We start from the raw sequence: 25,799 nt of genomic DNA, 5'->3' as shown, positions 1-25,799 counted from the left end.
AATTTATTTATCCGTTTTCTTTTTCTTCGATGTGGTTTTTGTCTCAGACTTCTTTGTTGCTACTTTCTTTGTTGCTACTTTCTTTGTTGCTACTTTCTTTGTCGGAGCCTTTGTGCTCTTTGAATCAGACTTAGATTTGTTCTTTATTTTGATATCCGACTTTTTCACACTTACAGTTTCGCTCTCTTTTGAATCCGACTTTGCTGTAGACTTCTTCTTTACAGTTGTGACTTTCGTTTCAGGTGCAACTTTTTTAGGTGCCGACTTTGTCTTTTTATTTGAATCGTTTACAACCTTTTTTACATCTTTTATCTCAACTTTTAAAATCTTTCTCGCCTTTGAAATATCTGAATCGTCAAATTCATATTCATCGCTCGCTTCAAACCAATCAATTTTTTGCGGCAACGCTATTTCATAGACACTTGCCAAAAATACGAGTGCTTCTCTATCGTAAATTTCATGTTCAAATAAAAATCTATAAATATCATAGACATCCGTCTTTTTAAACCTTATATCGCCTCTCTCCATCAAATCGAACAAGTCCTCTGCTCGAATCTCGACCATATAAAGTGAATCAATCATCGACAAATCTGAGTACTCCCATCTTCTCTTAGGATTCAAATATGCCAAAAACTTATCCAACTCTTCCAAGTTTCTTCCCAGTTGATGCTTTGATTTCTTAATATTTCTAAGCCCGTCTTTAAAATCTATCAGCCGTTCTCTGTCGGCCTTTCTCTCCTCAGGATAGTCAACAGGATAAAACTCTTCGGCCAGATTATTGGCAATCTTCCAAACTTCAAAATCACAAGTAAGTTTAATTAAATCCACAAACACCCCTCCTTATACTAAATCTACTTAATTATATACCCGATAAAGCCTTAAAAATAACTACAACTTACAGCTTTTCAATCAAAAAAGCAGGTCGACACCTGCCAAAAATTAAAGTTTTAAATAATCATTATTCTCTTCTTTGTAAATTCCGTCGGACTCAATACCCTCTTCAGCCAATATTCTTTTAACATCTTCGACGCTCATTGACGTTCTCGCAGCAAGACCGCACGAACTCGAAATCTTTCTCGGCACAGGAATCAATCTGAACTCCGGCTCGTTCTTCTTTGCACTTTCTTCAAACATAAGTGCATCAGTCAATTGGTGAAATGTAACAACTATCATTCTTATATCTCCTTTTTTATATTATACTAAGAATCGCTTCGCAATTGCAAGCCCGAATGTGTATAATATAATATTTTCATATATGTAAATTCGCCCCTAAGGGCGAAATTAAAAAACTATTTCATTGCTGAAATTGTGAATTCATCATCATTTTCACTAACCGTAACTTTGTATCCGTTTGAAATTAAAAATCTCGAAACATTTTCCTTTGCAACGGTTGTGTCAACTAAAACCTCGATTTTCTTTTCGCCCTTGTCAACTAAGCCTTTTGTCATAATGACAGGTTCAGGGCATGCATATCCTCTTGTATCAAGCATTATGCTCTCTCCCTTCTACAAAATAAACCGATTAGTACAACAACTACAAGACCGATGATGCCTGCAATCATACCGTTCGGTGTAACGCCTTTGCCGCTGGAAGCAAGACCGAAATTGTGTGCAAATGCAGCACCCACAATAAGACCTAAAACAACAACAGCTGCGTCTTGGTCGCCTTCACCGGAAAGAATTGTTTGTCTTATAGGACATCCGCCCAATAGACATGAACAAATACCTACAAGTGTCATGCCGAGGAAATTCCACAAATGATTTGTGTGTGCAACAGGTTGACCTTCAAATCCAAAATGGAATTGTCCAAGAACCAAATTTAAAACAAGTGCACCGACAACAACGCCGCAAAGACCTAGAAGCGGTGAATAATCCTTGATTAAAACTGCATCTCTGAAACCTGCAGCTGTACATAATCTTGTTCTTTGTAAAATTGCTCCGACAATAAGACCTGCTGCGAGTGAAATAATAACAGATGCGTGCTTTGAGCCAGGTCCTTCTTCGCTGAATGCAATGAAATCAGGACGTACTAATAATAAAATTAAAAGTGCAATTGAAATTGCCGGCATAACATATCCGCCGAGCTTTGATTGTTTGTGAGCACGTCCCAAACTGAATCCCTTTTTGAGGAAAACAATACCGACCAAGATACCTGCAACATAACCGAGTAGACCAACTACTGCGTTCATGTCGCCTCCGCCGATTCTAAGTAACATTCTTAGTGGGCATCCGAGGAAAATTAAAGCACCGATCATTAAAAAGAATCCTAAAATAAATCTTAATGCAGGGCTTGAGCCGCCACGGGATTTAAAATCCTTGCCAAGTGTGGAAGCAATTAATGCTCCGATTACGAAACCTAAAATTTCAGGTCTCAAATATTGAACGACCGGTGCCTTGTGAAGTCCTACTGCGCCGGCAACGTCTCTCCAGAAACATGCGACGCAAATACCCATGTTTCCAGGATTTCCGAAGTATACCAAAAGTGCACCGATTGCACCAATGATAAGTCCGCCTATTAAAAGCGAAAGATTTCTCTTCTTCATAGTATAAAACCTCCTTATAACTTCTATTATAATACAATATAACAATAAATACCAATAGATAATCATAATAACTTTATAAAAACCTATAACATAAATCTATACTAAAGATTACAAATAATTAAATGTGACTTGCCACACTTGATTTTTATATGAATATAATGTAATATTTAGCAGTGGCGATAGATATCGCCCATGCGAAGGAGGAAATATGAAAACAATAAAAAATACATTGGTGATATTTGTAATATTCGCAAGTTTACTATATCTATTTACGGGTTGCGAAGACGAAAATGCACGCCCGCTCAAAAAAATAAAAGTTTCAAATATATATTCCGAAGAAGACCAAAAGCTCTGTCGTGAAAAACTCATCGAAAGCGGTCTCTCTGAAGAAAAAGTTGACAAATTTATGGACATGGTAAAAACTTACAACAAAGACGTAAATGGTGAGCTTCCATATAAAAACGGATTTGTTGAAACCGAAAGCATAAACACCGACTACACAAAAACTGTTGACGAATTCTACAAAAACCCGAATAAAATCGGCTCTAACTGTAGAATAAACACATTTGAGCTAATGCTTGGAAACATCGAAGTTGAAAGAAGTGCAAACGACAACACAAGCACACTCGACTTCGATAAAAATTCAATCGAAAATGAATTTCCGAATCTTTTTACAAAAGATGAACTAAACAAATTCGAAACATTCTACGCTCCGGTCCAAGCAAAGTTCAGCACCGACAAAAAAGACCAAATATCGGAAATTGATAAAGCTGTGAGCTCGCGTGGAATAAAATGGAACGGCAACATTAACGCAAAAATAATATCGGTTTGGTTCCATAACGACGACGAAATCGATGGAAACATACTATTCATCGGTCACACCGGAGTCCTTGTTCCTTGCGAAGACAAACTGATGTTCATTGAAAAACTTTCCTTTAATGAACCATACCAAGCACTCATACTGAACAATCGCACCGAACTTTCGGACTACCTCATGGAAAAATACGACATCGAATACAACCAAGAAACCACACGACCATTTATATTTGAAAACGGAACACTTATGAAAAACTTCCGACAAAACCCGGAATATGATAAAATCCAAAAATAAAAAATCGCCGAATAAAACCGGCGATTTTTTGTTGGAAAAATATTATTGATGTGGGGTTGAAATAAAGGTAATTGTTTTTATGTAAAAATTGGATAAAGACATATTTGCGGTGATACAAATATATATTCTTGCAATTGTTTATACATTTTACGGATGCGTATTTATACATAAATCTTCGCCGTAAACGCTTGTGTTATCTGTAACGGCGGGTCACATCCCGCCGCCCAATTTTGTGTACATAGAATATGTATCTTCACCAACAACGTTATTGCAATGAAATATAGAAATCAAAATGCCAAATGATTTTTAATTCCACCCATCATTGTGTGTTTTACAATTTTATCTATGCATTCTCCTATTCGGCGGCGATACACCTTTTTACGCGTTCGGTTACGAAATCGAAGATTTCTGTTCGATGGATAAAAAAATGGTCGGTAATACAAACGGCGTTCAAAAATTAAAAGCCATAAATGGTTATACATGTGTATTTATCTATACTCCAGGCGGCGGGATGTTATAGACCTAACCCGTGCTTTTTGATTTTACAAAATCAAAAACACGATGGTAGGCCTTATGCAAAGACGTCCGACGATATTTCGACGAATAGGAGAAATGAGTCATTGACGTCGATTGTGCACCACGCCGCTACAAAGTCTGCACATTCATACATAAAAATAACATGTTTATATATTCGCATTCACATTGTAATATTTACTTCGTGTAAAATTGTTACAATATATAATTTCATCCGTCAATGTGTGTTCCACAGAACGTAACGGCGGGTCACATCCCGCCGCCCATTTTTGTGTACATGAAATATGTGTCTTCACCAACAACGTTATTGCAATAAAATATAGAATCAAAAATATCGCCGATAAGCATTTTCCGCAAAGATGATTTGTTCGATTGTATATGCGTTTGCACGCGTCCGTAGCGGGACGGCATACGTTACGACGTAAGGAGTAACGATGTCCTCCCGCCATTTTTGTCGTTTAAAAGTTGTTTGTACGTAACAACAACGTTGTTTTATAAAATATAAAGTTAAAATAGTTATTTAGAGAAAATATCTCTAAATAGTTGTTTTCATATTGACACAAAAACATTCTTCATGATATAATTATCTAAAGAGGAGGACCCATTATGCTAATAAAAATTTCAGTTGAAAATTTCAAATCCTTTGATGATAGAGAAGAATTATCCATGCTATCTTCAAGCAAAATTCGTGCTATGGCAACTCACAGGATGCAAATAAAGCAGACTAAGATTTTGAAAAATGCTGCAATCTATGGTGCAAATGCTTCCGGAAAATCCAATTTGGTTCACGCCTTTGCATTTATAAAGTCGACTTTGAAAAACGGTGTTCCGCTCGAATGTGTAAATGATTTTTGTAGAAACAAGGGAGCAAATAAAAATAGAGAAAGTGTTTTCGAATTGCAATTTACTGTTGGAAACACTTTTTATGCATACGGTTTTTCTGTTGTTTTAAGCGAAAGAAGAATTACAAATGAATGGCTTTTTGAACTTCTGCAAGATGGAAATGCAAAGGAACTCTTCAGCAGAGTAGACAACGAGCTAAAAATCGGAGAAAACGTCAAATTATCAGAAGAAGAAAATGCTAGATTTAATGTATATAGTGCAGATTTTGTCGGACAAAATGACCGATTGTTTTTGTCAGAGATGAATCGCGTCAAAAAATATGACGAAAATTCCAAACTTAAATTTTTCAGCGAGTCATTTTCATGGATTATGAATAATATAATTTTAATAAATCCAAATATTAGCCTTGCCAACACAGAAAGCTATTATCACGACGAATCCCTTGAAAATATAACCAAACTGATTAGAAATTTTGACACAGGGATTACCGATATAAAAACCAAAAAGATTTCAATTGATGAAATGGGTAAAATTGTGCCACTTCCTATAATGCAAGACATCTTTGGAAAAATTAAATCAGAGCTTCAAAATTTAGAGAATAAAGGAATACAACTCACATGTAGAATTGCTGACGGATTTTTTAATATCCGTGTTGATAAAAACAGTGAACCTGAAATTACCACACTTGTATTAAAACACGGAAAATCCGCTTTTGACTTTGATTTTTCCGAAGAATCTGACGGTACAAAAAGATTGTTTGATCTAATCGATATGATTTTAACCGATAGACCGGACTCGTTGTTTGTAGTTGATGAATTGGAGCGAAGTTTACACCCTAAACTCACTGAACATTTTTTAAAAACATTTATGAAAGCTCATGAAAATGCAAAAATGCAACTTGTGTTTACCACCCATGAAGATACAATAATGGATCAAACATTGTTTAGAAGAGATGAAATTTGGTTTATTGAAAGAGACGATCATAATTCAAGTCACATTTATTCTTTGGACAGATTTAAAGAAAGATATGATAAAAAATTAAAAGAAGCATATCTTGAAGGCCGATATGGTGCAATTCCTATATTCAAGCAATTTTCATTCAGTGAGGAATAGCAATGAAACCAATAATGTCTTACTCCGGATGGAACAAAAGAACATCCGACTTGAAAGAACAAATAGAACCTTTTAGAAAATATATCTTCATTTGCGAAGGCGCAAATACCGAAGTCTATTACTTTAAAAAACTGATTGATATGAGAAAAGAACTAGCGATTCACAGCTTAATAGATATATGCTTATGGGAAAAAACCGGAAAAGATCGTGATATATCATACGCAAAAAATCTTGTAAAATTTGCAAAAAATCAAAAAGAAAAACCGGAAAACAACTTCGATATTGAGCACGATAAGATGATAATTGTATTTGACGGCGATATTTTTGAAGAAAAGGTGAAAGGCTATGATGAGCTTATTTCAACAATTGAAGAAGATGACATCGCCGCTGTTACAAATCCAGGCTTTGAACTATTTTTGCTGCTTCACATTGAAAATAGTTATGAAAAATTTATACAAAACAATGAAAATAAATTTTTAACAAAAGACGATAAAGACAGATATAGTTACGCTTTTAAACTACTATCAGAAATCACCGGTATAAATGCAAAGAAGAATAAAGAAATAGGAACTTTTGCAAAAAACATTAAAATTGCAATTAAACAAGAAAAGAAAATAAATCAAGACATCCATAATATAAAAGGAAATGTAAGTAGTAATATTGGAAAAATTATAGAAGACATAATTCAAGATAAAGCCAAATAAAAAACCGACAATTGTAATGCCCCCTTAAATCCAAACACGGAAATAAGGGGGCATTATATTACGTATGATGGTTTGCAATCTTCTACAAATAAAAACGCTTTTATTTGCCCGAAATTTTTTATGAGAAGATCATACAATGTTTGTTTATTCCTAAATATCATCACTCACAATCGTGTATTGATTCATATCCCATGCGTCGGGATGTTATAGACCTAACCCGTGCTTTTTGATTTGACAAAATCAAAAACACGATGGTAGGCCTTATGCAAAGACGTCCGACGATATTTCGACGGAAGGAGAAATGAGTCGTTGACGTCGATTGTGAACCCGACGCTACGTCCTGCGTTTGCAAAATCATACATTCTAAAAGCCTTATCGCAAAAATCAACAATCCACCCATTTGCCCGGAATTTTCGATGAGAAACGCTTAGATGAAATATTTTAGGAGTGAGGCATATTGAAAAATATGCCGCAGTTTGGGCGGGAGGACACACAGTGCCATCCCGCTACGGCCATGTTTGCATTTTTATACATAATAATTCACGACATCGCCCGCAAATCCTCTCCATCAATTTGCGAGGATATTTTGATGAGAAACGACTGCATGGAGTGTTTTCGGAGTGAGGCGTATTGATAAATGCGTCGCAACGACAAAAACACGGAATCAGCCGTTTATCGCAAAATAGACCGCAAATACCCTAGATGAATTTGTCTTTTAGGTTCTTCCAATAAATATCCTTATCCAAATGCAATCTATTCACAAATGTGTTGCTGATTGTGGTTTCAATTTTTCTTATGTTTCTCACAAAGTTTTCAACGCCGTCTTCGACGATCAGAACGGATTTTTCATATTTGGTTTCAGGGTAGATGTCGATTGTATAATTGCCCGGCATGACGATCGGATTTAAAAGCGAACGGTACGCTGCACTTGAAATCGGTGCAAGCGGGCTCATTTGCATGGTCTCGATGCTCGGGTGCACAATCGCACCGCCGACCGAAAAGTTGTATGCGGTCGAGCCGACTGAAGTCGAAATTATAATGCCGTCGCCCGAAAATTTTTGCAAGAAGTTTCTCTCGACATACACATCCATGTGGATGACTTTTGAATTTATTCCCTTTATGAGAATTTCATTTATCGCATAGAACGACAATTCGCTGCCGTCATTTGTGGTTGCGACAGATTTTATAAGTTTCATCTCGTCGGTTATAAATTCCTCTTTTTTAAGCATGTGCACAAGCGTCGGAATTTCATCAACTCCAATTTCCTGAAAAAATCCAAGCCCTCCGGTGTTTATCCCGATAAACGGTGCTGAATGAAATTCGCTAAGTCGAACGGACTGCAAAAAAGTACCGTCACCGCCCACAACAATGTTTACGTCAAAATCGCCGCCCTTGTTGTCGAGCGACTTAATATAAACCTGCTCCGCTTCCATTCCAAGCGAGCGAAAACGTTCCGACAATTCATTCGCAACCTCAATTGACGCCGGATATTCATTCAAAAAAATTCGAACTCTTTTCATACTATTTGTCCAACATTTGTGCGTGATAGCTGCTTCGAACAAACGGTCCGCTCGCAACACTTCTAAAACCAAGTTCCAAACCGAGTTTCTTGTATCTTTCAAATTGCTCCGGCGTTACATACTCAACTACTTCGGCATGCTTTCTCGAAGGTTGAAGATACTGTCCGATTGTGAGCATGTCACAATCGACTTCTCTAAGCATTTTCATAAGATTTACAACCATTTCCTCAGTTTCCCCAAAACCGACCATCATGCCCGACTTCGTGATAAAACCCTTCTCCTTTGCATATCTCAAAACCTCGAGACTCCAATCCATATTTGACTGCGGACAAATCTCTTTAAAAAACTCCGGCACAACTTCAACATTGTGATTTATAATGTCCGGCTTCGCACTGAAAATCGTATCCAAATGCTCATGCATCGCATGCATATCAGGAATCAAAAGTTCCACAGTCGTGCCCGGATTCACCTTTTTAATCTCCTCGCACACACGTCTGAAATGCTCTGCGCCGTAGTCCTCCAAATCGTCCCTGTCGACACTCGTCACAACCGCATGCTTAAGTCCCAGCTTCTGCACCGCAAAAGCGACCTCTTGCGGCTCAAACTTGTTCACAGGCTCCGGCTTCTTTGTAGTAACATTGCAAAATCTGCAATTTCTCGTACAATTCTTTCCAAGAATCATAAAAGTCGCAGTTCTCGCAGCGTAACACTCCATCTTGTTCGGACAATTCGCCTCCGAGCAAACGGTGTTCAAATTATAATTTAAAAGTGTATGTTCAACCGTGTTGGAATTTTGGTTGCCTTGAAGCTTAACCTTGATCCACTCCGGCTTCTTTAAATGTTTAGATTTTTTCTCACTCATAACTATTCTCCTCTGTGTAAATCCTTTAAATCGGAAATCAGCTCTTCATTTTTCATGCCAATTATATAATCTCCGATATTTAACTTGAGCTCGTCCTCCATTGACTCTATATTTATACCCCGAATCGAACTCAAAAAAGGCTCCAACTCATTATTCAAAAAGAAATCGCCCATAATCTTGAGCTTCTTAATCTTGCCGTCCTCATCATCAAGACCGTACTCAACAAGCCCGAAAGGATACTTCTTCGCCATATATTTCCTCGAATGCTCCCTGTCGTAACCCGTCTTGTTAAAATCAGGAAAGTCCGGCAAATACTTCTTCAAACCCTCGAGCTCCTCGCTTGACGGCTCACGAATCTCAGAAATATCATGATACTCCACAATATTCTTCGCAATATAATCTATAAACTCATGCACATCCATGTCCACGTAATTTTTAATAAGACCCACATGCGCACGATGTGAATGAACATTTTTATCTATAAACTTAATCTCACGTGCCTTCATTGAACCCGCCAAAAGCTCCATATCCGCATCAAAAAGAAGCGTCCCGTGGTGAATAATCCTGTCCTTATAACGGTACTGTGCATTCCCCGAAACCTTCTTGTCGCCGATCATAATATCATTTCTGCCGGTAAAATCTGCATCGAGCCCCAACTTCTTCAGTGCAAGCACAACCGGGTGCGCAAAACTCTTAAAAAGATTTTCATCATTGTCGTCGCGATTAGTAATAAAAGTGTACTGACAATTGTTCAAATCACAATAAACAGTGCCGCCACCCGACAACCTCCTCACAATATGCATATCGTGCTCTCTTGTAAAATCTGTATTTATCTCAAGCTCTAAATTTTGATTTCTGCCAATCAAAACCGTCGGCTCATTTTGCCAAATCATAAAAACCGACTCGCGAGTATCCTTTAAAAAATATTCCTCAAGTGCGTGATTAAAAGAAGGATCAACGCTCTTGTTAATAACATAAATCATATCTATCCCTCCAACCTATATTTTATATTAAAATCCGGTTTTTTTCAAACAACAAATTGATGATGGGATGGTGTATAAAATTTTTATTTTGCGGCGATACAAATGTATATACATAAATTATTGAATTTCAATGCATAAATATATTTTCATATTGGCGGCGATACACCTTTTTATCTCATCTCACGACGAAATCAAAGATTTCTGTTCGATGGATAAAAAAACTGGTCTATAATACAGTGTTTATTGATTATTAAATTGCATAAATCACAATCGTGTATTTACCCATATCCCAGGCGTCGGGATGTTATAGACCTAACCCGTACTGTTTGATTTGAAAAATCAAACAGACGATGGTAGGTCTTATGCAAAGACGTCCGACGACATTTCGACGAATAGGAGAAGTGAGTCGTTGACGTCAATTGTGAATGCGACGCTACTGACGGCGTGTGCGTATTTATACATAAAAAATTACATTCACATTTATAAAATTGTTATGTATTTACAATTGTATATGCGTGTGTACGCATCCGTAGCCGGACGGCATACGTTGTGACGTAAGGAACAACGATGTCCTTCCTGTGCCCAACCGTGCGAAATACCCTCTCAGTGCTCAAATACGAAATCACAGATTTCTTTTTCGCACTGCCGGGCACAGGCATACATCTATGATTTCGTTTTTGAGCACGGGAAGGGTACCGCCATATATGTCGTTTATACAATTTACAACCACACAAACAACGCTGTGCCAATAAAATATTCCCAAAAACATTTATACAAAAAAAGACGCCTTCATATTTCGGCGTCTTTCTTATATCCTCTTATTATTTTCTAATGTTTTTCAACCCAGATAATGATCTTTTCGAGCATTACTGCAAGTTCTTCTCTTGTGAATTGGCTTGCCGGGTTGTACATTTCTTCTGTTTGTCCTTCTACAAGTCCAATCTTTGCCATTGCGATGATTGCATCTCTGCTCCATGCCGGCAATATATTGAGATCCTTGTATGAAAGTTCTTTTATTTCGTCCATTGTGATTCCGTGTGCTTTCAAGAATCTTTCGATTATGATTGCAAGTTCTTGACGTGTTACGAGATTGTTTGCCTTAAATGTGCCATCTTCGTATCCCTTGATGAGACCTTGTGATTGTGCCCATTTAACTGCATCTGCAAACCAGTCTTTGTCTTTTACGTCTGTGAAGCTCTTTACGTTGTTGATTGTTTGGTCTTTTGAGAGTCTCTTCAATACTGTTGCAACCATTGCTCTTGTTATCGGGAGTTCTCCTTCAAATTTTCCGTTGTCCATTCCCTTAAGAATTCCACGTGCAACCATATTCATGATTGAACCTGCTGCTGCATTTTCAGGTAAATCTGAGAATGTTGCTGCAATTGTCGGCATTGTTTCAACAATTCCGTAGTCTTTCTTTTCTTCAACAGGTTTTACTGTTTCAGTCGATTTTTTTGTTTCTTTTACAATGTCTTTTGTAGGTTTTGCAGGTCTGTGCGGTCTGTGAGGAATTACCGGGTAGTCAGGGATAATCGGATAGTCAGGAACACTCGGTTCGTCCGGTGTTGGAGGAACAACAACTCCTACATATTCATATTGTGCCAGCAACTCTTCAGACTTAGCAAATCTCTTTGATGGTAAAGATTTATCCCAATTTGTAAATTTATAATCTTTATCTGCTGTAACTTCTGGAATATAGAATTCAAAGTCGCTTACTTGATAAGCTTCTTTAACTAAATATGAAATCTTTTTAACATTATTAAATCCAGGAGCGTTTAGAACACCATTGTCAACCGCATCAAAAGTAATATTTACATATCCTTCTTTTGTGTCATCTTCATTTGCCGGTATAACTTTTGTATTTACATATTCAAAACTAAATTCTTTATCTGCATCAAATGTAATGTATTCATCACTAGCATCTTTTCTTACGAAGCCATCCGGCAAACCAACTTCTACAAGTCTAACTTCTGTATTTGTCGGAATCTTATCAATACTATATTGTGCTCCATCTTTTGCTAATGCTACATATTCTAATTTCAAATCACGCAATTTTTGACTGTCTTTATTTACTTCATCCGCTGTTACTATGGCTTTATGAGTTGTAACATTATTATCAAGCTTCGTATTAAAGTTTATATAAACTTTACTTAATTTGCCTTCTTCTACATTAACTTCTATTTCATTTGACTCAACTTCATATCCTTCAGGTGTTTCAAATGTTAAAATATATTTACCCGGTTCAATATCTTTGAATATTCCATCGTCTGATTGAAGTGCTACACCTTCCCTACTTAGCTTGTAGCTAACCACTTCTTCTTTTAATCCAGTAGCAACAACATTTACTTCCCCGAAATCTCTCTTTTGTTTTTTCAAATTAATTTCAATTCCATTATATGCTCCAGTAAATGTTACTTCGAACTTAGTTCCAAGAACAGTTAGTTTGTTTTTTGAATCTTCGCCACTTAAAAATATATCGCTTATAACTATGTTATCCGGTAATGTTACGGTAACTTCATAAGTTCCCAGTGGAACAACTTGCTCACTGACTTTAGTGCCTGCTTCTGCATTAATGACAATTTCTTCTTGAGTATTTTTATTCTTCAGTAGCACTTGAATATTTCTGTTTGAAGTATCATATTCACCATATATACCTATAGCTAGAGAAGTATATCTCTTAACAGGATCTTCGCTTAAATTCTTCCATCTAACGATTTGTTCAACATTTAACTTATTAAAAGCATCTATCTTGTAAGTTTTTCTTTCAGGAACAAATTTGTCACTTAAACTTTCAACTTCCAAAGTATAGAATTTAGCTTGAAGATTTTCCCATACTTTATCTCCTGTAGGTTTGATTTCTTTACCATAGTCATCATATAAATGATATCTAGCTTTTATAGGTTCAGTTGATGTTTCTCCGGAGACCAATTCTTCTACAATAGTTAAGTTAGCAGTTTTATTTTTTGGATAGTATACGTCCATACCAATCCATTTCTCTTTTTCATCTTTTTGATATGTGAAAAGCTCTGCATCAACTCTTGCAGGGTCAACTAAATATTCTCTATTATCATTTATTAATTCTACTGTATAGTTTCCATCAGCTGGTATCAAGAACTTAAACCCTTGTCCATTAGGCCAAGGCATGAAGCATGCTTCATAATAGCCTGTTCCTTCAAATAAATCTTTTCCAGTCTCTGGGTCATAAGCTCTAAAGATTTCTTTTGCATTAAATTTAAATACATCTGGATCATCTGCTTTTTCTTTTGGAAGTAACTCTCCTAAATTTTTGATTTTCTTAATTAATTCAGTCACTTCAGACCATAAATAAACTTGTAAGTCACCTGATCTTAAGAATCTAATTCTATTCCATGTTACATTTTGTTTAGTAACTGTGGCTTTCTTTTCGCCAGCAAAATTAACCTCTTCACCTTTAGAGTTTAAAACAACTATTGCGTATTCTCCAGCTGGAACTTTTGTTCCATAAGTGTCTGCGCCCCAGTCAAATTTTGAATATAGTTCGTATTTTTTGTTGTCTTTGTCTACAGCGTATATAGTGTAACCATCCCATAAGACATCGCTGTCAACTACAGTAACATTTAATGTTCCATACTTGTCTAAGTCTTCTTGTGAAACTTTTGTAAATTTTACAGTTACAGTTTCTATAGTAGTCTTGTCTTCTTTAGGGAATACAACCTTATTTGGTGTTATTTCTACATTGATTCCTTCAGGAACATTTAAAGCTTCTAGAGTATATTCTCCATCTTCAAGTGCACTAAGATTTGTCATCTTCTTGTGATCTTTATTGTAAACAGCAATTTCACTACCTGGATCTGTTAATCCGTCTTCTGTTGTTCTATCAATCACAATTTGATTCTTACCTTTTTCACTTAAATCAAGTTTTGTAATATTTCCTGCCCAATCTTCAACAAATACAATACCTTTGTCATTGCAGTCATCTAAAACATAATATCCGTCACTATCAGCAGTATCATTATATATTAAATTTGTTGGTTTTTTAGTATCTCCTGTTTCATACAAGTAATAAACAGCTTTGATTCCCGATAATCCATCTGTTGCTTTTACTTTCAATGTTCTTTCTTTATCATCAAATGCAGGTCTTTCGCTTATTACTGGTTTAGTATTATCCACTTTTACTGTTACTGTTTTTTCATCAGCTGGTGCCGCTTCATTGTTTTGCATCTTTGCGTGAACTTTCACAGTATATGCTCCCTCAGGAACTTGCTTACCGTCAGCATCGGTTCCATCCCACATCCAAGGTGCTTCTGATATAGCGTATATTTCTGTACCGTTTACAGTAAAACCTGATTTTCTTCCACTCTTTCTGTATGGATTTTCAATTTTCTTTACTAGTCCTTGAGCATTTGAAATTTCCATATAGAAGTCATCCCAGTTTCTTAGGAAAACTCCTTTAAATTGGAATGAATCTTGAGACTTATCTTTTACTCCTGGACTTATCGCTAAGTTATCTGTAAATTTTCCATCTTCAGTTCTTCCTAGTGCTTCATTGTAAGTTTCACTGTTATCCAAATAAAGCATCTTTGATACAAGCATTGTTGCATGTACATCATCAACTGGCGCTTTATATATATCTTCAGCTGCAATATTTTCTGGTAACCAAAGTGGTCTCTTGCTTTCTGTATCCTCTAAGTCGTAGGTATGAATAAAGTTCTCTATAACTGGTAGAGTGTCCCAAGGACCTTTAAATGCAAGCATTGGAATTGATATTGTCGGTATTCCTTCTGTTTGAGGCTTAAAGAAAATGTATCCATCTACATAGTATCCTTTTGGATATTTTTGTTTTAAAGAGTCATCTTCAGTCCACGTTATTTCTTTAGTTAAATTTGCTTCGCCGTTAGCATTAACAGTAATACTTTCGAGACTATCTTGTCCTAAAGTAATCGGTTCATATTTATCAGGATCCAATACTACAGAGCCTTTATCATCCACAGCATCTGTTTGTAAAACATAACTTACGTCATATGTTACATCTTTTTGTAAATAACTTTGAAGCTTCAAATCTACTCCAAGTTTTGCATCATTTATTTGTCTAAATTCAACTTTTGCATCTCCATGTGATGTAGTATTAGCTCTGTTGTCTTCAACTGTTACATAGCTTCCACTTGTAGCATCATCTAAATCCATGATACCGGCACCTTGGCTTCTAACTGAAAAATATCCTTTCCCACTCTTAGTCATTGCCGGTTTTGCAGTGTTCATAAGAATCTTTTTAACAAGCATTGCAATATCTGAAGCTGGTAAACCTAAATTATTCATTTCAGTTAATTTACCACGAACTGCTGCAATTCCTGCTGCAACGTGCGGTGTTGCCATAGAAGTACCACTCATTGATTGGTAACCGCCATTGTTTGCAGTTGACCAGATATCTCCACCAGGAGCTGTGATTTCAGGCTTTATTCCAAGTCCTGGAGTTGGACCCCAGCTATTGAAGTCACTCATAGTACCCTTTACAGGAGATTCGTAATTGCTTATATCATTTTTAACAAATGATATCTTTACTTCACCGGCATCTAACTTTGCTTTAATTTCATCATAAGTCTTGTTAGAAATGTTATAAGTTGGAACTACAGGAGCCTCATTTTCTACAGTAATAAAATATAATTGATCTTTATTTTGATTTGGATTAATTGTATAGCCAATAATACAAGCTGCTGCTCCTTTTTTGAAAGCCATAGCAGATTTATCGCCAAATGATGCTTCGCCTCTTTCAGCTACAACAATTTTACCCTTTACATCTTTTCCTTCATAGTCTGAGTCGCTGTTACCTTTACCAACAAAAACTAAATCGTATTCCTTATTTTCTTCTAAATCCCATTGTGGTTGTGATTTAGTATAATCTCCACGTGAAGTAATTATTTCTTCTTCACCAATCTTAAACACTGCTCTTTTAAAAGAAATATTACTATTGTTGTAAGAAGCTACCGACAATGATTCCTTCATTGTAGCCGGTGCACCAACTGTTGCAAAGTCTAGAACATCTGAAGGTTGATAGTGATTTTGACTAAATTGATATCCATCGTTACCGCCTGCTATACAAACAAGAGTACCATGTTCATTAGCATTCTTTACAACCTTTGTCATAATCTTATCTGCATCTTCAGAACCGGCAAAGCTGCCTAAACTCATATTGATAGAATCGGCGCCAAGTAGTACGGAGTCATCTATTGCTTCTGCGTATATTGCTGTATTAGTAGTAGGTGCCCCAATAGGGAAAACTCTCATAACCATAAGTTGTGCTTCCGGAACAACGCCCACAACACCTCTACTTGGGTCTATAGCATTACCTGCAATTGTACCTGCTATATGTTGACCGTGATCTGCTTTGTCTAAAAGATCAAAACTTCTGTCAGCATAATTGTATGCATATGGAATCTTATCTGTCTCAAATCTTCCCCACAAGTGTAATTCTGCAATCTTTTCATTTATAGATGTTTCATTATACTTTGCTGCTTTAAGTCCTTTTTCAGAAAGTCTGAAGTCAGGGTGTCTAACATCTGCACCGGTATCCAGAATAGCAACAACTCTTCCCTTACCATTGTAGCCTCTTTCAGTTGATACATTTGCATTAATGATGTTTTTGCTTGTTCCCATACTTGGCTTTTCAGGCATTTTGTATTCAACTGCTTTTGTAACAGCCTTAACATTAGGAAGCATTGCAACTTGTTTAGCTTCTGCATAAGTCATCTTCAATGCAAAACCGTTCAACAATGCTTTATAACGTGGCATCGTTTTTAATTGTTCTGTATCTCTGATAATCGGGCGAGAATTGTTTCTTGCTCTAAATGATGAAGCTCTACTCATTGTTGAGTACGAAATTTCATCAGAGTGTCTTCTTATTTGTCTTTCACCGAAAATATCTGCCAAAACTTCGTTTTGATCATTTATTCTCTTTTCGACCAAACTTAACTCTCTACCTCTTCTAGCAGCAGAACTGTAAGTTTGTGCTGTTAGATCTCTTCTTTGTCTCGAAACCGGACGATTATTTTCAAAGATTTCAACGATAAATTCGTACTCTTTACCATCCTCCAGTTTGTTGTCCATTTCTTTGGTAAGCGTTTCATAAGCATCAGTGTAACTCCTACTGTCACTTGCTTGTGACGTGAATGGAATAATACCAAACACCATGAAAACCGCTAAAATTATTGAAAGTAATTTTCTTTTCATATGAACCTCCCGAAATATAATTGTGACCATAGTCACTATATATTAATTGTACCATATTGTGTAATATATTTCAATTGTATTACAAAAAAATTTTTGCTTTATTAATACTTTATAAAAAAATTAAGTATCATAAAATATTCAAATTAAAAAAATCGCTTTAATTTATTTTTTTAGTGATATATATTTGATATGATAATAATCAATGTTGTTTTTTATAGTATTTGAGGTGATTGTATGCTGTTACGAGTGGTTTTGGGTGCTGTTTGCAAATGCTATATGTAGTATGTGCAAACAATTTGAGGCAAAATATTATATATTTGCGGCGATACACCTTTTTATCTCACCTCACGACGAAATCGAAGATTTCTGTTCGATGGATAAAAAAACTGGTCGCCGTTACGTGCAGTGTGTGCGTATTTATACATAAAATATTACATTCACATTTATAAAATTGTTATGTTTTTACAATTGTACACGTTTATGTACGTCTCATATCGCCAAATTTGACTTTCGTTGTTATAACAACATACAACCAACGGTGTGTTCATAAAATATCTCTCCAAAAATATCATAAACAAATATTTTTCACAAAAATAATTTGTTCAATCGTATAAACCTATACACGCCGCTGTAACGGCGGGTCACAAATACCGCCTGTGCCCAACCGAGCTAAGAAGAAATCTCCGATTTCGTTTTTGAGCACGGGAAGGGTACCGCCATATATGTCGTTTATGTAATATACAACCTCACCAACAACGCTGTGTGTTTTAAATATCGAGACAAAAATATCGATGGTAAATATTTTCCATGCCGATAAATTTTCGTTTGTATAAGTATGTGTACGCATTGTAGCGGCTGGCATACGTTGTGACGTAAGGAACAACGATGTCCTGACGCCATATATGGCGTCAATTAAATTTACATCCCCACAAACAACAGTGTTTTCATAAAACATCGAACCCAAAACCATCATCCATATTCCATCCCCCCATCATTATGCTTTCCAAAATCTTCCCTTCCATTTTCCCTATTATGGCGATACATACATCGTGCAATATTTATATTGTGATGTTAGTCATACTCGCCCATTGCCCACTCCCGGGCTATTCACGATTTTTTCTTTCTTTCATCAAAAAAACACCACAAGAATTTCTTGTGGTGTCGTTGTTCCGTCTCCCGCAAATTTCATTGTCATCACGATGGATCTTGCACGAGCGTTATAGTTTCAGCTATTCCTTATAAGAAAATTGAATACTTTCTCTTTGAAATTTTTCCCGCATTTAGATACAAAGAAAATATAAATAATTGTAAAAATAACAAATCTGATAAGTCCAATAAAAAACGAATCGCAAACCGCCAACTTTTCTAATATCCGTTTGTAAACACATTTATCTCTAAAACTTTCGGTCAAGAAAATTACAATTTGATGAGCAAGGAGCTGTATATTTGCCATGGCTATTCTGTACTACAAACTGTCGAGTGTCGCTCCTTCCGACATCGTGCACTTTTTCTTATGCTCCTCAATTTCATTTGCAAATATATTTTTCAGTACAATTCTACCGAAGACTGCTGTAATAAGAGTTGTTGCAATGGTTATGATTTCTTGATTATCTTTGCTGAATGAACTAAGTGCAATAAATATTGCAATAAAAAAGAAAAACTTTTCTCTATCTTGATGAACTATCGTTTTTATAAATTGTATAAATTTTATGAGAAAAAGAGCTATCCAAAAAATACAAGCATATATAACAAGATTATTACTATCATTAAATTTATTTATTTTTATAAAGATGAGTATATTAACTAGCAGAAGAAGATCGCCAACAATTTCAATTGCAAAAGTTTGCATTGGGTCTTTTATTATTAAATCCCATTTGATTCTAAGGATAGCCTTAATAATATATGTCACACAAACGACACAACTAATTAAACTAACGACTGTATTACTCACCATACATTGGCACTGAACAAGAACATATTCAAATAATGTTATTAAAGTTTAAAATAAAACAAATATAAAATGAATTGCTTGTTCGCGTTGTATATCCATATTTCCAGCTTGTATATGTAAAAGAAAAGACCCCGAAGGGGGTCTTTGTCTTAATTATAGTCGTAAAACTATTTTGCACCATCAACTATAACTTTAAATACAGCTAATTTCGTTTTTAATTCTTTTACAGCTTTTTCAAGTGCTGCATCATCTTCCGGAGAGTCTATTGTTACGTTTGCGATTTCATCATATGCAGTCTTAACATCTCCAGCTACAGTGTAGTCTACGTTGTTATTTTGAGCATAGAATTGAGCTTGTTTTAAGATTTCCGTCTTCTTGTCAGCGAACTTAACAACATTTTGTTTGTTGTGATAAGTGTCAACTTTTCCTTGTAAACTTGCGATTTTAGCAGCGGTATTTGGATCTTTTGTTATTCCAGGAACTTTTTCCAAATCTTGAACTTTTTTAATTACAGCTTTTGCTTGTGCTTCAAGAGCATCGCTATCGATATTTCCTGCTTCTAATTTAATTAATTTTGCAACAGCTTCATCATAGTCTTTTTGAGTTGCTGGATTTTGTCCAGGGAATAAAGCGATTAAAGCATTGTATTTTGCTAATTCTGCAGGTGTTACAAGTTGTTCTTGTGCTGCAATACTCATATCATTGAATGCAGTTCTTAAAGCTTTGATATTTGCTTCTGTCTTATTTGCGTCAGCAACTGTTAATGCTGCTTTGAAAGTTGCATATTTAGTTGCATCATCATCTTGAATTGCGAATCCACCTTCATAAACGATAACATCAGCATCGAATGAATTGTTTTCAGCATATACAGTTGCATATCCTGTGTTATTTCCAAATTCTTTAGTATATTTTGTAATATAGAATTTTGTTGTAGTTCCATCATTTTCAGTAATAAAGATTTCACCGTTAATTCCAAGGCTACCCTTTGTGATTCTTCCGGATGCTTTCTTCTTTAAAACTCTGTTGAATCTTGCTGTTTTGTTTTCAGCATCTACAACTTCTCTGAATTCAACGATGTCGCCATATCCTGCGTCGCCCTTGAATTTGAGTGCTGATCTGCCTTCTCTGATATATAATTGTTTTTCAAATCTGTCTAATTCGATAAGAACACTGTTTGAATAGTTATCAATTCTAGCAACTCTACCATATTGTACAGGACCTAAGTTTGCATCAGGACCTTTGTAGTTTGTGAAGATAACAACTTTAGCAAGGTCATCTCTGTCGCCATAGAATCCGAATCTTTCGAATTCAAGTTTGTCTTCGATGAAACTCTTAACATCTTTTTCACTCATTACATATGCTTCAAGTTTGTAGTTGTCTCTGTTGTGTTTGATAACATCAGCCATTGTTGCTTTAACAAATGTTGGATCATTTTTATTAATTCCATTAACAACAAATACTCTTGTGTCTTCGTCATATCTGTAGTCTTTTCCACCGATTCTTACATATCTGTCAAGTCTGTCAGGGAAAGAAGCAGCTTTCATTTGTTTGCTCCAACCTTCATCATTGGAATGGCCATATTTTTCAACTTTTGCAATTGTTTCAGCTTCGTCCTTTTCTCCGCCTACTGTGTAAACAAGGTCAAACAATCTAAAGCTGTTTGCTGCATATCCTGCACCTGTGTTATTCCATCCGTTTACATAGAAGTTTGTTCCTCTAACAACGTCGAGGTTGAATTCTTTTTCTGCGTTTGGAGCATAGAATACAGGGTAATTTGAGTTATATTTTGCAACGAGTGCAAATGTGTCTTTGAATTCTTTTGCTGTAGAAATTAATTGAACACCGTCATAAACGCTGAGTAAAACTTTTACATTTTCACCAACCATTGCATTGACGTCTTTTCTGCTCATTGTTCTTCTGAAGTGATTGTTATCATATGCATATACTGAGCAATATGGAACTTCTTCACAAGCATTTGATGCTAAGAAGTAAACATCATTTTGTTCTTTACCTTCGAGTTCTGCCCATTCGCCATCTTTGTCAATGAATGTCTTAACTAATTTTGATTCAACCTTAGCATCTTGACGAACAAGTGTAACGCCTTCCATCATATGGATTACGTCATCAGCCTTGATATCTGCAGCATCCATGTTGTAGAATTCTTTTTCTGCTGTGTATCCGATAACTGTATCAGCAGGAGTCATTCTGTCAACAGAACCGTTTCTTGCATCGTTGTAGAAGTAAACGTCTTTTCCGTCTCTCTTAACTTCTTTAACCGGTGCAACGTCTTTCATTGCAAATGTATCTACGAACATTACCATACCATCTTTTATAGTTGCACGAACGAAATCAGGAGCATTCTTTTTTGGCTTTCCGTTTCTTTCAAAGTATTTGTCTGCAAATGCTCTGTAGTTGTAGTTTTCTACACCTTTGATTCCTGTTACATATGTTCTGTACATTCTGTCGTCGTTGTCATATCTTCTGTCGTTACGGTTGTAGTATCTTTCATCTACACGTACGTCATATGCTGTTCCGTTAACAACGAGTCTCTTATCTGTTGCTCCATCTAATGTTCCCCAAACATAGTTGTATGAGTCGATAATTTCAGCTTTGATAAGTTCGCCGTTTTCGTTAACTGTAGCTTTGATAACTTTTCCGAGTAGGTTTTCTGTATCTCCTACCATTAAAGTTTTGTCATCAGCAAGTTTTCTTTCAACGTTGAATTTCATTTGTGTGCCGATTTTTGCAACTCCTCTTTCGTCAACATTGTTAGCTTGTTGAACTACTGAAAGAACTTCAGCTTTGATTTCGTTTCTTTTTAATGTTGCTGTTCTGCTGTTAGCGAGAACTACCATTTCATAAACATTGAATCTACCGAAATCTCTTTGGCTGATTGTGTTGTAGAGCATTTGGAACATGTCTTTTCTGATAGCAGCTTGTTTGTGGTTTTCAATAGTTGGAAGACCCTTTAAAAGTCCGAGTTCATATGCTTTTGCAACATAGTCAACAGGATAGCTGAATCCCATTGTGTCAACGCCAAGGTATCTTACGAGTACTGTAGCGATTTCAGCATAAGTTACTTCTCTTTCAGGACCAAATGTTCCGTCAGGATATCCTTTAACCCAGTCTTTTCCAGCAGCAAAGCTGATGTAACCTTTTGCCCAGTGAGCTTCTGTTACGTCTGTGAACTTTGTTCCGAGTGTCTTCATAGCTTTTGCTACGTCATCTTTGCCATCTAGTCTAGCTAGAAGTGCTGTGAATTCTGCTCTTGTTAAGTTTTTGTCGAGCATTAAATTGTTGTTTTTGTCACCTTGTACGTAGCCGTTGTCTTGTAAGAATTTTACAAAATCAGGTGTTGCTTCAGCTTTTTCAGTTTCTTTAACTTCTTCAGCTTTTTCTTCTGCTTTTTCTTCAGGTTTAGCTGTTTCTTCAGCTTTTTTGTCTGCAGCAGCAGGAGCTTCTTCAGCAGCGAATGCTGGAATGAAGCTGAACACCATGACAAGAGCTAACAATAGTGATAATAGTTTCTTGTTCATAAGTCTTATGACCTCCTAAATTTTTTTGATCACTGCCATTGTCAATGACAAAGGCAAATGTGACTAGTATTATTATAACAACAATGAATGGTGATTTGCAACCTTTTGGGGTCATTTGTAATACAAGTGTAATATTGAATACCCCTCCCGGCGAAATCACTTTTGTTGTTATTCGTTTGTAGACTTTTCATCTACTGTATCTACAGTATACCCGATGGATGTTACAGGGGTGTTACGGTGGCATTAATTGTATATTACATTTGGCTGCATTTTATTTGCCGCCTATTTTGCGATAAACGACTGATCTCGTGTTTTAGTCGTTGCGACGTACTTGCCAGTACGTCTCACTCCTAAAACCCTTAATCTAGCCGTTTCTCATCAAAATATCCGGGCAAATGGGGGAGATGGTGGTAGAATTTTGGGGAGATATTTTATAAAGACATCGTTGTTTGTAATAATACATATTATATGTACACAAAAATGGGCGACGGGATGTTAAAGACCTAACCCGTGCTTTTTGATTTGACAAAATCAAAAACACGATGGTAGGTCTTATACAAAGACGTCCGACGACATTTCGACGAATAGGAGAAATGAGTCGTTGACGTAGATTGCGAACCTGCCGTTACGTTTTGGAAGACACACCGTTGGTTGTATGTTGTTATAACAACGAAAGTCAAATATGGCGGTACAATGCATACACGCCGCCAAGAGGGGAAATGTTGGAAAAAGGTTTTGGGTATCATTTTGAGTATCATTTTGACCGTCATTTTGACCGATATTTTAACCGATATTTTGACCGATATTTTAATAAAAAAAAGAGATCGTATAAATAGATCTCTTTAAAAGGTGTTTTATATTAAACGACTTCCCTTGTATTATTTATTGTCTGTATTTATTATTTTCCAATAACCATCTTTTGCACTGCCTACATATTCTATAAGGTTTGAATCGGTAAGGTATTTTAGGTCACGTTCTATAGTACTTACGGAAACGCCAAATTTTTCCGACAAACTTTTTGCAGTATTTTTAGGATTTAATCTGATGTTTTTTACTAACTGCTTGCGTCTATCATCAGGTTTTAGTTTTTTGCCGTCATTTTTACCGTCATTTTGACCATCATTTTGACCGTCATTTTGACCGTCACTTTTTGTATTATAATTTAGGTTTTTTAAGATTGTAATAAATGAGGATTCAGTGGATTTAAATTCAGGTTCTAAATCATTCTTGTAATTCTCTTCCCTTTTATATGCTTCAATAATTTTTCTAAGACCGGAGCCACGCCTTTCCATTAAATCCATTCTAGCAAATATATCTGCAATTATTGGATTTCTTCTAGTAGAAGATACATTTAGCGGATCAAGATTTTGAACAAAAGTCCCGTCATACATTCCACCCGGAGAGTATATTTCCATTCTGTCATCATATATATCCACATGGACTTCACTTCCAACAACAGAATAGTCTCGATGAATAAGAGCATTAACCAAGGCTTCTTGAACAGCTCTTTCCGGGTATTCGGGATATTCCGTCCTATATACCGGTCCCTTCTTCCACATTTTTTTAGAGTTTCTTTTGACAAAATCTAACGACGCTTTCAGGAGGTAAATAATATTTCCCTCAAATTCTGCGTCATCCAATGCATCCATTCTCCCATTTGCTTTGGTCAATCCATTCCACCTTGTGCAAAATACCCTTGACTGATATACTTGATATCCATCTGCAAATAGTGCCCCCGCAATGGTAAGATTTCCTGCATCGTTTACAAGTCCAAATGATTTTAAATCTTTTTCCTCAAATTTTCCGGTTGCTCTTTGTTTATACTCGATAACTAGCTCTTTAAATGTCACATCTTCCAATTTCTTTTTTGATTCTAAGGAGTCATAGCTAATATGTTCTCCTTTTAACGATAAGTTAAACAAGTCTATTCTTCCGGCAGGGACGCTTTGATTTCCTACTCTTTTATATGCAGTTCTTGCCCCTCCGTCAACTACAAAGTACGGAGTGTTACGTCCGGAAAATATATTTAAAATCAAGATTATTTTATCATCGATTTCCTCTAATTCCATATCAAATTCCGGGATAGGATCCATTTTTGTCTTTATAATTTCACTTATATCTTCGGAATCTTTTTTAAAATCTTTCAGTCCTATAATGGTATTGTCTTCCTTGATTCCAAATATTAATTTACCACCTCTCCCATTAGCATACGCCGAAACAGATTTTAACCAAGATTTTGGTTTCTTAATTTCCAGTCGTTCCTTTTTATCATAAAAATTTGTTTCTCCAAGGTAGTCTTTTATATTCATATTCCCCCTCCCTTCTTATGTATTATATTTTAATTATACCATATTATTATACAATTTAATATTTTATTGGTATTGAGATGAAATGAGTTTAAAAAAATGATACTTATGAATTGATTATAATTTACTTATTGATGATATTTTTGGTTCGATATTTTATTGGTACAGCATTATTGGTGTTGATATATATTCTATATGCACAAAAATGGGCGGAGGGATGTTAAAGACCTAACCCGTGCTTTTTGATTTGACAAAATCAAAAACACGATGGTAGGTCTTATGCAAAGACGTCCGACGGCATTTCGACGAACAGGAGAAATGAGTCGTTGACGTCGATTGTGTACCCGCCGTTACAGATAACATATGCGTTTATGGCGAAAATAAATATATCGATTGTATTGGGATTTTGTTTATATATTTTATTGGCAAAACGTTGTTGGTGTTGATACATATTATATGTGCACAAAAATGGGCGGCGAGATGTTAAAGACCTAACCCGTGCTTTTTGATTTGACAAAATCAAAAACACGATGGTAGGTCTTATACAAAGACGTCCGACGACATTTCGACGAATAGGAGAAATGAGTCGTA

Annotated in this window: 15 protein-coding genes; 3 read left to right on the top strand and 12 right to left on the bottom strand. The window is 35.9% G+C overall.

Features of this window, described 5'->3' with window-relative positions:
* Positions 1 to 3: 3 nt before the first annotated feature.
* The 4 genes from C7381_RS00405 to yedE all read right to left on the bottom strand — a co-directional run bounded on the left by C7381_RS00405 (position 4) and on the right by yedE (position 2,542).
* A complete protein-coding gene (locus tag C7381_RS00405) occupies positions 4 to 828 on the bottom strand; it encodes a hypothetical protein (protein ID WP_116479488.1) in 825 nt (274 codons plus the stop codon).
* 111 nt (positions 829 to 939) lie between these two features.
* Positions 940 to 1,173 (bottom strand): putative Se/S carrier protein, encoded by a 234-nt coding sequence (locus C7381_RS00400; RefSeq protein ID WP_116479487.1) that lies wholly within the window; start codon positions 1,171 to 1,173, stop codon positions 940 to 942.
* Positions 1,174 to 1,289: 116 nt separating this feature from the next.
* Complete coding sequence (locus C7381_RS00395) at positions 1,290 to 1,490, bottom strand: sulfurtransferase TusA family protein (protein WP_116479486.1); 201 nt, start codon at positions 1,488 to 1,490, stop codon at positions 1,290 to 1,292.
* On the bottom strand, positions 1,490 to 2,542 hold the full coding sequence (gene yedE, locus C7381_RS00390; protein ID WP_116479485.1) for a YedE family putative selenium transporter: 1,053 nt from the start codon (positions 2,540 to 2,542) through the stop codon (positions 1,490 to 1,492). The genes C7381_RS00395 and yedE overlap by 1 nt, the downstream gene beginning before the upstream one ends.
* Before the next feature lie 208 nt (positions 2,543 to 2,750).
* On the opposite strand from yedE, the gene C7381_RS00385 reads away from it, so the two are divergent.
* The 3 genes from C7381_RS00385 to C7381_RS00375 all read left to right on the top strand — a co-directional run bounded on the left by C7381_RS00385 (position 2,751) and on the right by C7381_RS00375 (position 6,847).
* Positions 2,751 to 3,653 (top strand): DUF4300 family protein, encoded by a 903-nt coding sequence (locus C7381_RS00385; protein WP_116479484.1) that lies wholly within the window; start codon positions 2,751 to 2,753, stop codon positions 3,651 to 3,653.
* 1,140 nt (positions 3,654 to 4,793) lie between these two features.
* On the top strand, positions 4,794 to 6,143 hold the full coding sequence (locus tag C7381_RS00380; RefSeq protein ID WP_116479483.1) for an AAA family ATPase: 1,350 nt from the start codon (positions 4,794 to 4,796) through the stop codon (positions 6,141 to 6,143).
* A gap of 2 nt (positions 6,144 to 6,145) precedes the next feature.
* Positions 6,146 to 6,847: an RloB family protein gene (locus C7381_RS00375; RefSeq protein ID WP_116479482.1), complete on the top strand. Its 702-nt coding sequence runs from the start codon at positions 6,146 to 6,148 to the stop codon at positions 6,845 to 6,847.
* A 698-nt stretch (positions 6,848 to 7,545) separates the two neighbouring features.
* Here the strand turns inward: C7381_RS00375 and C7381_RS00370 are convergent.
* The 8 genes from C7381_RS00370 to C7381_RS00330 form a co-directional block, all read right to left on the bottom strand.
* A complete protein-coding gene (locus C7381_RS00370; RefSeq protein ID WP_052085530.1) occupies positions 7,546 to 8,367 on the bottom strand; it encodes an NAD(+)/NADH kinase in 822 nt (273 codons plus the stop codon).
* A 1-nt stretch (position 8,368) separates the two neighbouring features.
* Positions 8,369 to 9,229, bottom strand: coding sequence for a lipoyl synthase (gene lipA / locus C7381_RS00365; RefSeq protein WP_116479481.1), 861 nt, complete (start codon positions 9,227 to 9,229; stop codon positions 8,369 to 8,371).
* Positions 9,230 to 9,231: 2 nt separating this feature from the next.
* Entirely contained in the window at positions 9,232 to 10,212 is a 981-nt protein-coding gene (lplA, locus tag C7381_RS00360) for a lipoate--protein ligase (RefSeq protein WP_116479480.1), read from the bottom strand.
* Between the two features lie 828 nt (positions 10,213 to 11,040).
* On the bottom strand, positions 11,041 to 17,415 hold the full coding sequence (locus tag C7381_RS00355) for a S8 family serine peptidase (protein WP_165803536.1): 6,375 nt from the start codon (positions 17,413 to 17,415) through the stop codon (positions 11,041 to 11,043).
* Positions 17,416 to 18,031: 616 nt separating this feature from the next.
* Positions 18,032 to 18,388, bottom strand: a complete 357-nt coding sequence (locus tag C7381_RS00350; protein ID WP_116479478.1) for a hypothetical protein — start codon at positions 18,386 to 18,388, stop codon at positions 18,032 to 18,034.
* A gap of 492 nt (positions 18,389 to 18,880) precedes the next feature.
* Complete coding sequence (locus C7381_RS00340; RefSeq protein ID WP_116479476.1) at positions 18,881 to 19,264, bottom strand: hypothetical protein; 384 nt, start codon at positions 19,262 to 19,264, stop codon at positions 18,881 to 18,883.
* A gap of 269 nt (positions 19,265 to 19,533) precedes the next feature.
* A complete protein-coding gene (locus tag C7381_RS00335; RefSeq protein ID WP_116479475.1) occupies positions 19,534 to 22,902 on the bottom strand; it encodes an S-layer homology domain-containing protein in 3,369 nt (1,122 codons plus the stop codon).
* A gap of 878 nt (positions 22,903 to 23,780) precedes the next feature.
* A complete protein-coding gene (locus tag C7381_RS00330) occupies positions 23,781 to 25,211 on the bottom strand; it encodes an AlbA family DNA-binding domain-containing protein (RefSeq protein WP_116479474.1) in 1,431 nt (476 codons plus the stop codon).
* Between the last annotated feature and the right edge of the window lie 588 nt (positions 25,212 to 25,799).

Origin of the sequence: Ezakiella coagulans, from assembly GCF_003096635.1 — a bacterium.
Taxonomy (GTDB): domain Bacteria; phylum Bacillota; class Clostridia; order Tissierellales; family Peptoniphilaceae; genus Ezakiella; species Ezakiella coagulans.
This window is presented reverse-complemented; position numbering and strand designations above follow the sequence as displayed.

Excerpts from the sequence above, each read along its gene's own strand:
- C7381_RS00400 (WP_116479487.1), bottom strand. The coding sequence starts at position 1,173 with ATGATAGTTGTTACATTTCACCAATTGACTGATGCACTTATGTTTGAA.
- C7381_RS00395 (WP_116479486.1), bottom strand. The coding sequence starts at position 1,490 with ATGCTTGATACAAGAGGATATGCATGCCCTGAACCTGTCATTATGACA.
- yedE (WP_116479485.1), bottom strand. The coding sequence starts at position 2,542 with ATGAAGAAGAGAAATCTTTCGCTTTTAATAGGCGGACTTATCATTGGT.
- C7381_RS00385 (WP_116479484.1), top strand. The coding sequence starts at position 2,751 with ATGAAAACAATAAAAAATACATTGGTGATATTTGTAATATTCGCAAGT.
- C7381_RS00380 (WP_116479483.1), top strand. The coding sequence starts at position 4,794 with ATGCTAATAAAAATTTCAGTTGAAAATTTCAAATCCTTTGATGATAGA.
- C7381_RS00375 (WP_116479482.1), top strand. The coding sequence starts at position 6,146 with ATGAAACCAATAATGTCTTACTCCGGATGGAACAAAAGAACATCCGAC.
- C7381_RS00370 (WP_052085530.1), bottom strand. The coding sequence starts at position 8,367 with ATGAAAAGAGTTCGAATTTTTTTGAATGAATATCCGGCGTCAATTGAG.
- lipA (WP_116479481.1), bottom strand. The coding sequence starts at position 9,229 with ATGAGTGAGAAAAAATCTAAACATTTAAAGAAGCCGGAGTGGATCAAG.
- lplA (WP_116479480.1), bottom strand. The coding sequence starts at position 10,212 with ATGATTTATGTTATTAACAAGAGCGTTGATCCTTCTTTTAATCACGCA.
- C7381_RS00355 (WP_165803536.1), bottom strand. The coding sequence starts at position 17,415 with ATGAAAAGAAAATTACTTTCAATAATTTTAGCGGTTTTCATGGTGTTT.
- C7381_RS00350 (WP_116479478.1), bottom strand. The coding sequence starts at position 18,388 with ATGATGGTTTTGGGTTCGATGTTTTATGAAAACACTGTTGTTTGTGGG.
- C7381_RS00340 (WP_116479476.1), bottom strand. The coding sequence starts at position 19,264 with ATGCAAACTTTTGCAATTGAAATTGTTGGCGATCTTCTTCTGCTAGTT.
- C7381_RS00335 (WP_116479475.1), bottom strand. The coding sequence starts at position 22,902 with ATGAACAAGAAACTATTATCACTATTGTTAGCTCTTGTCATGGTGTTC.
- C7381_RS00330 (WP_116479474.1), bottom strand. The coding sequence starts at position 25,211 with ATGAATATAAAAGACTACCTTGGAGAAACAAATTTTTATGATAAAAAG.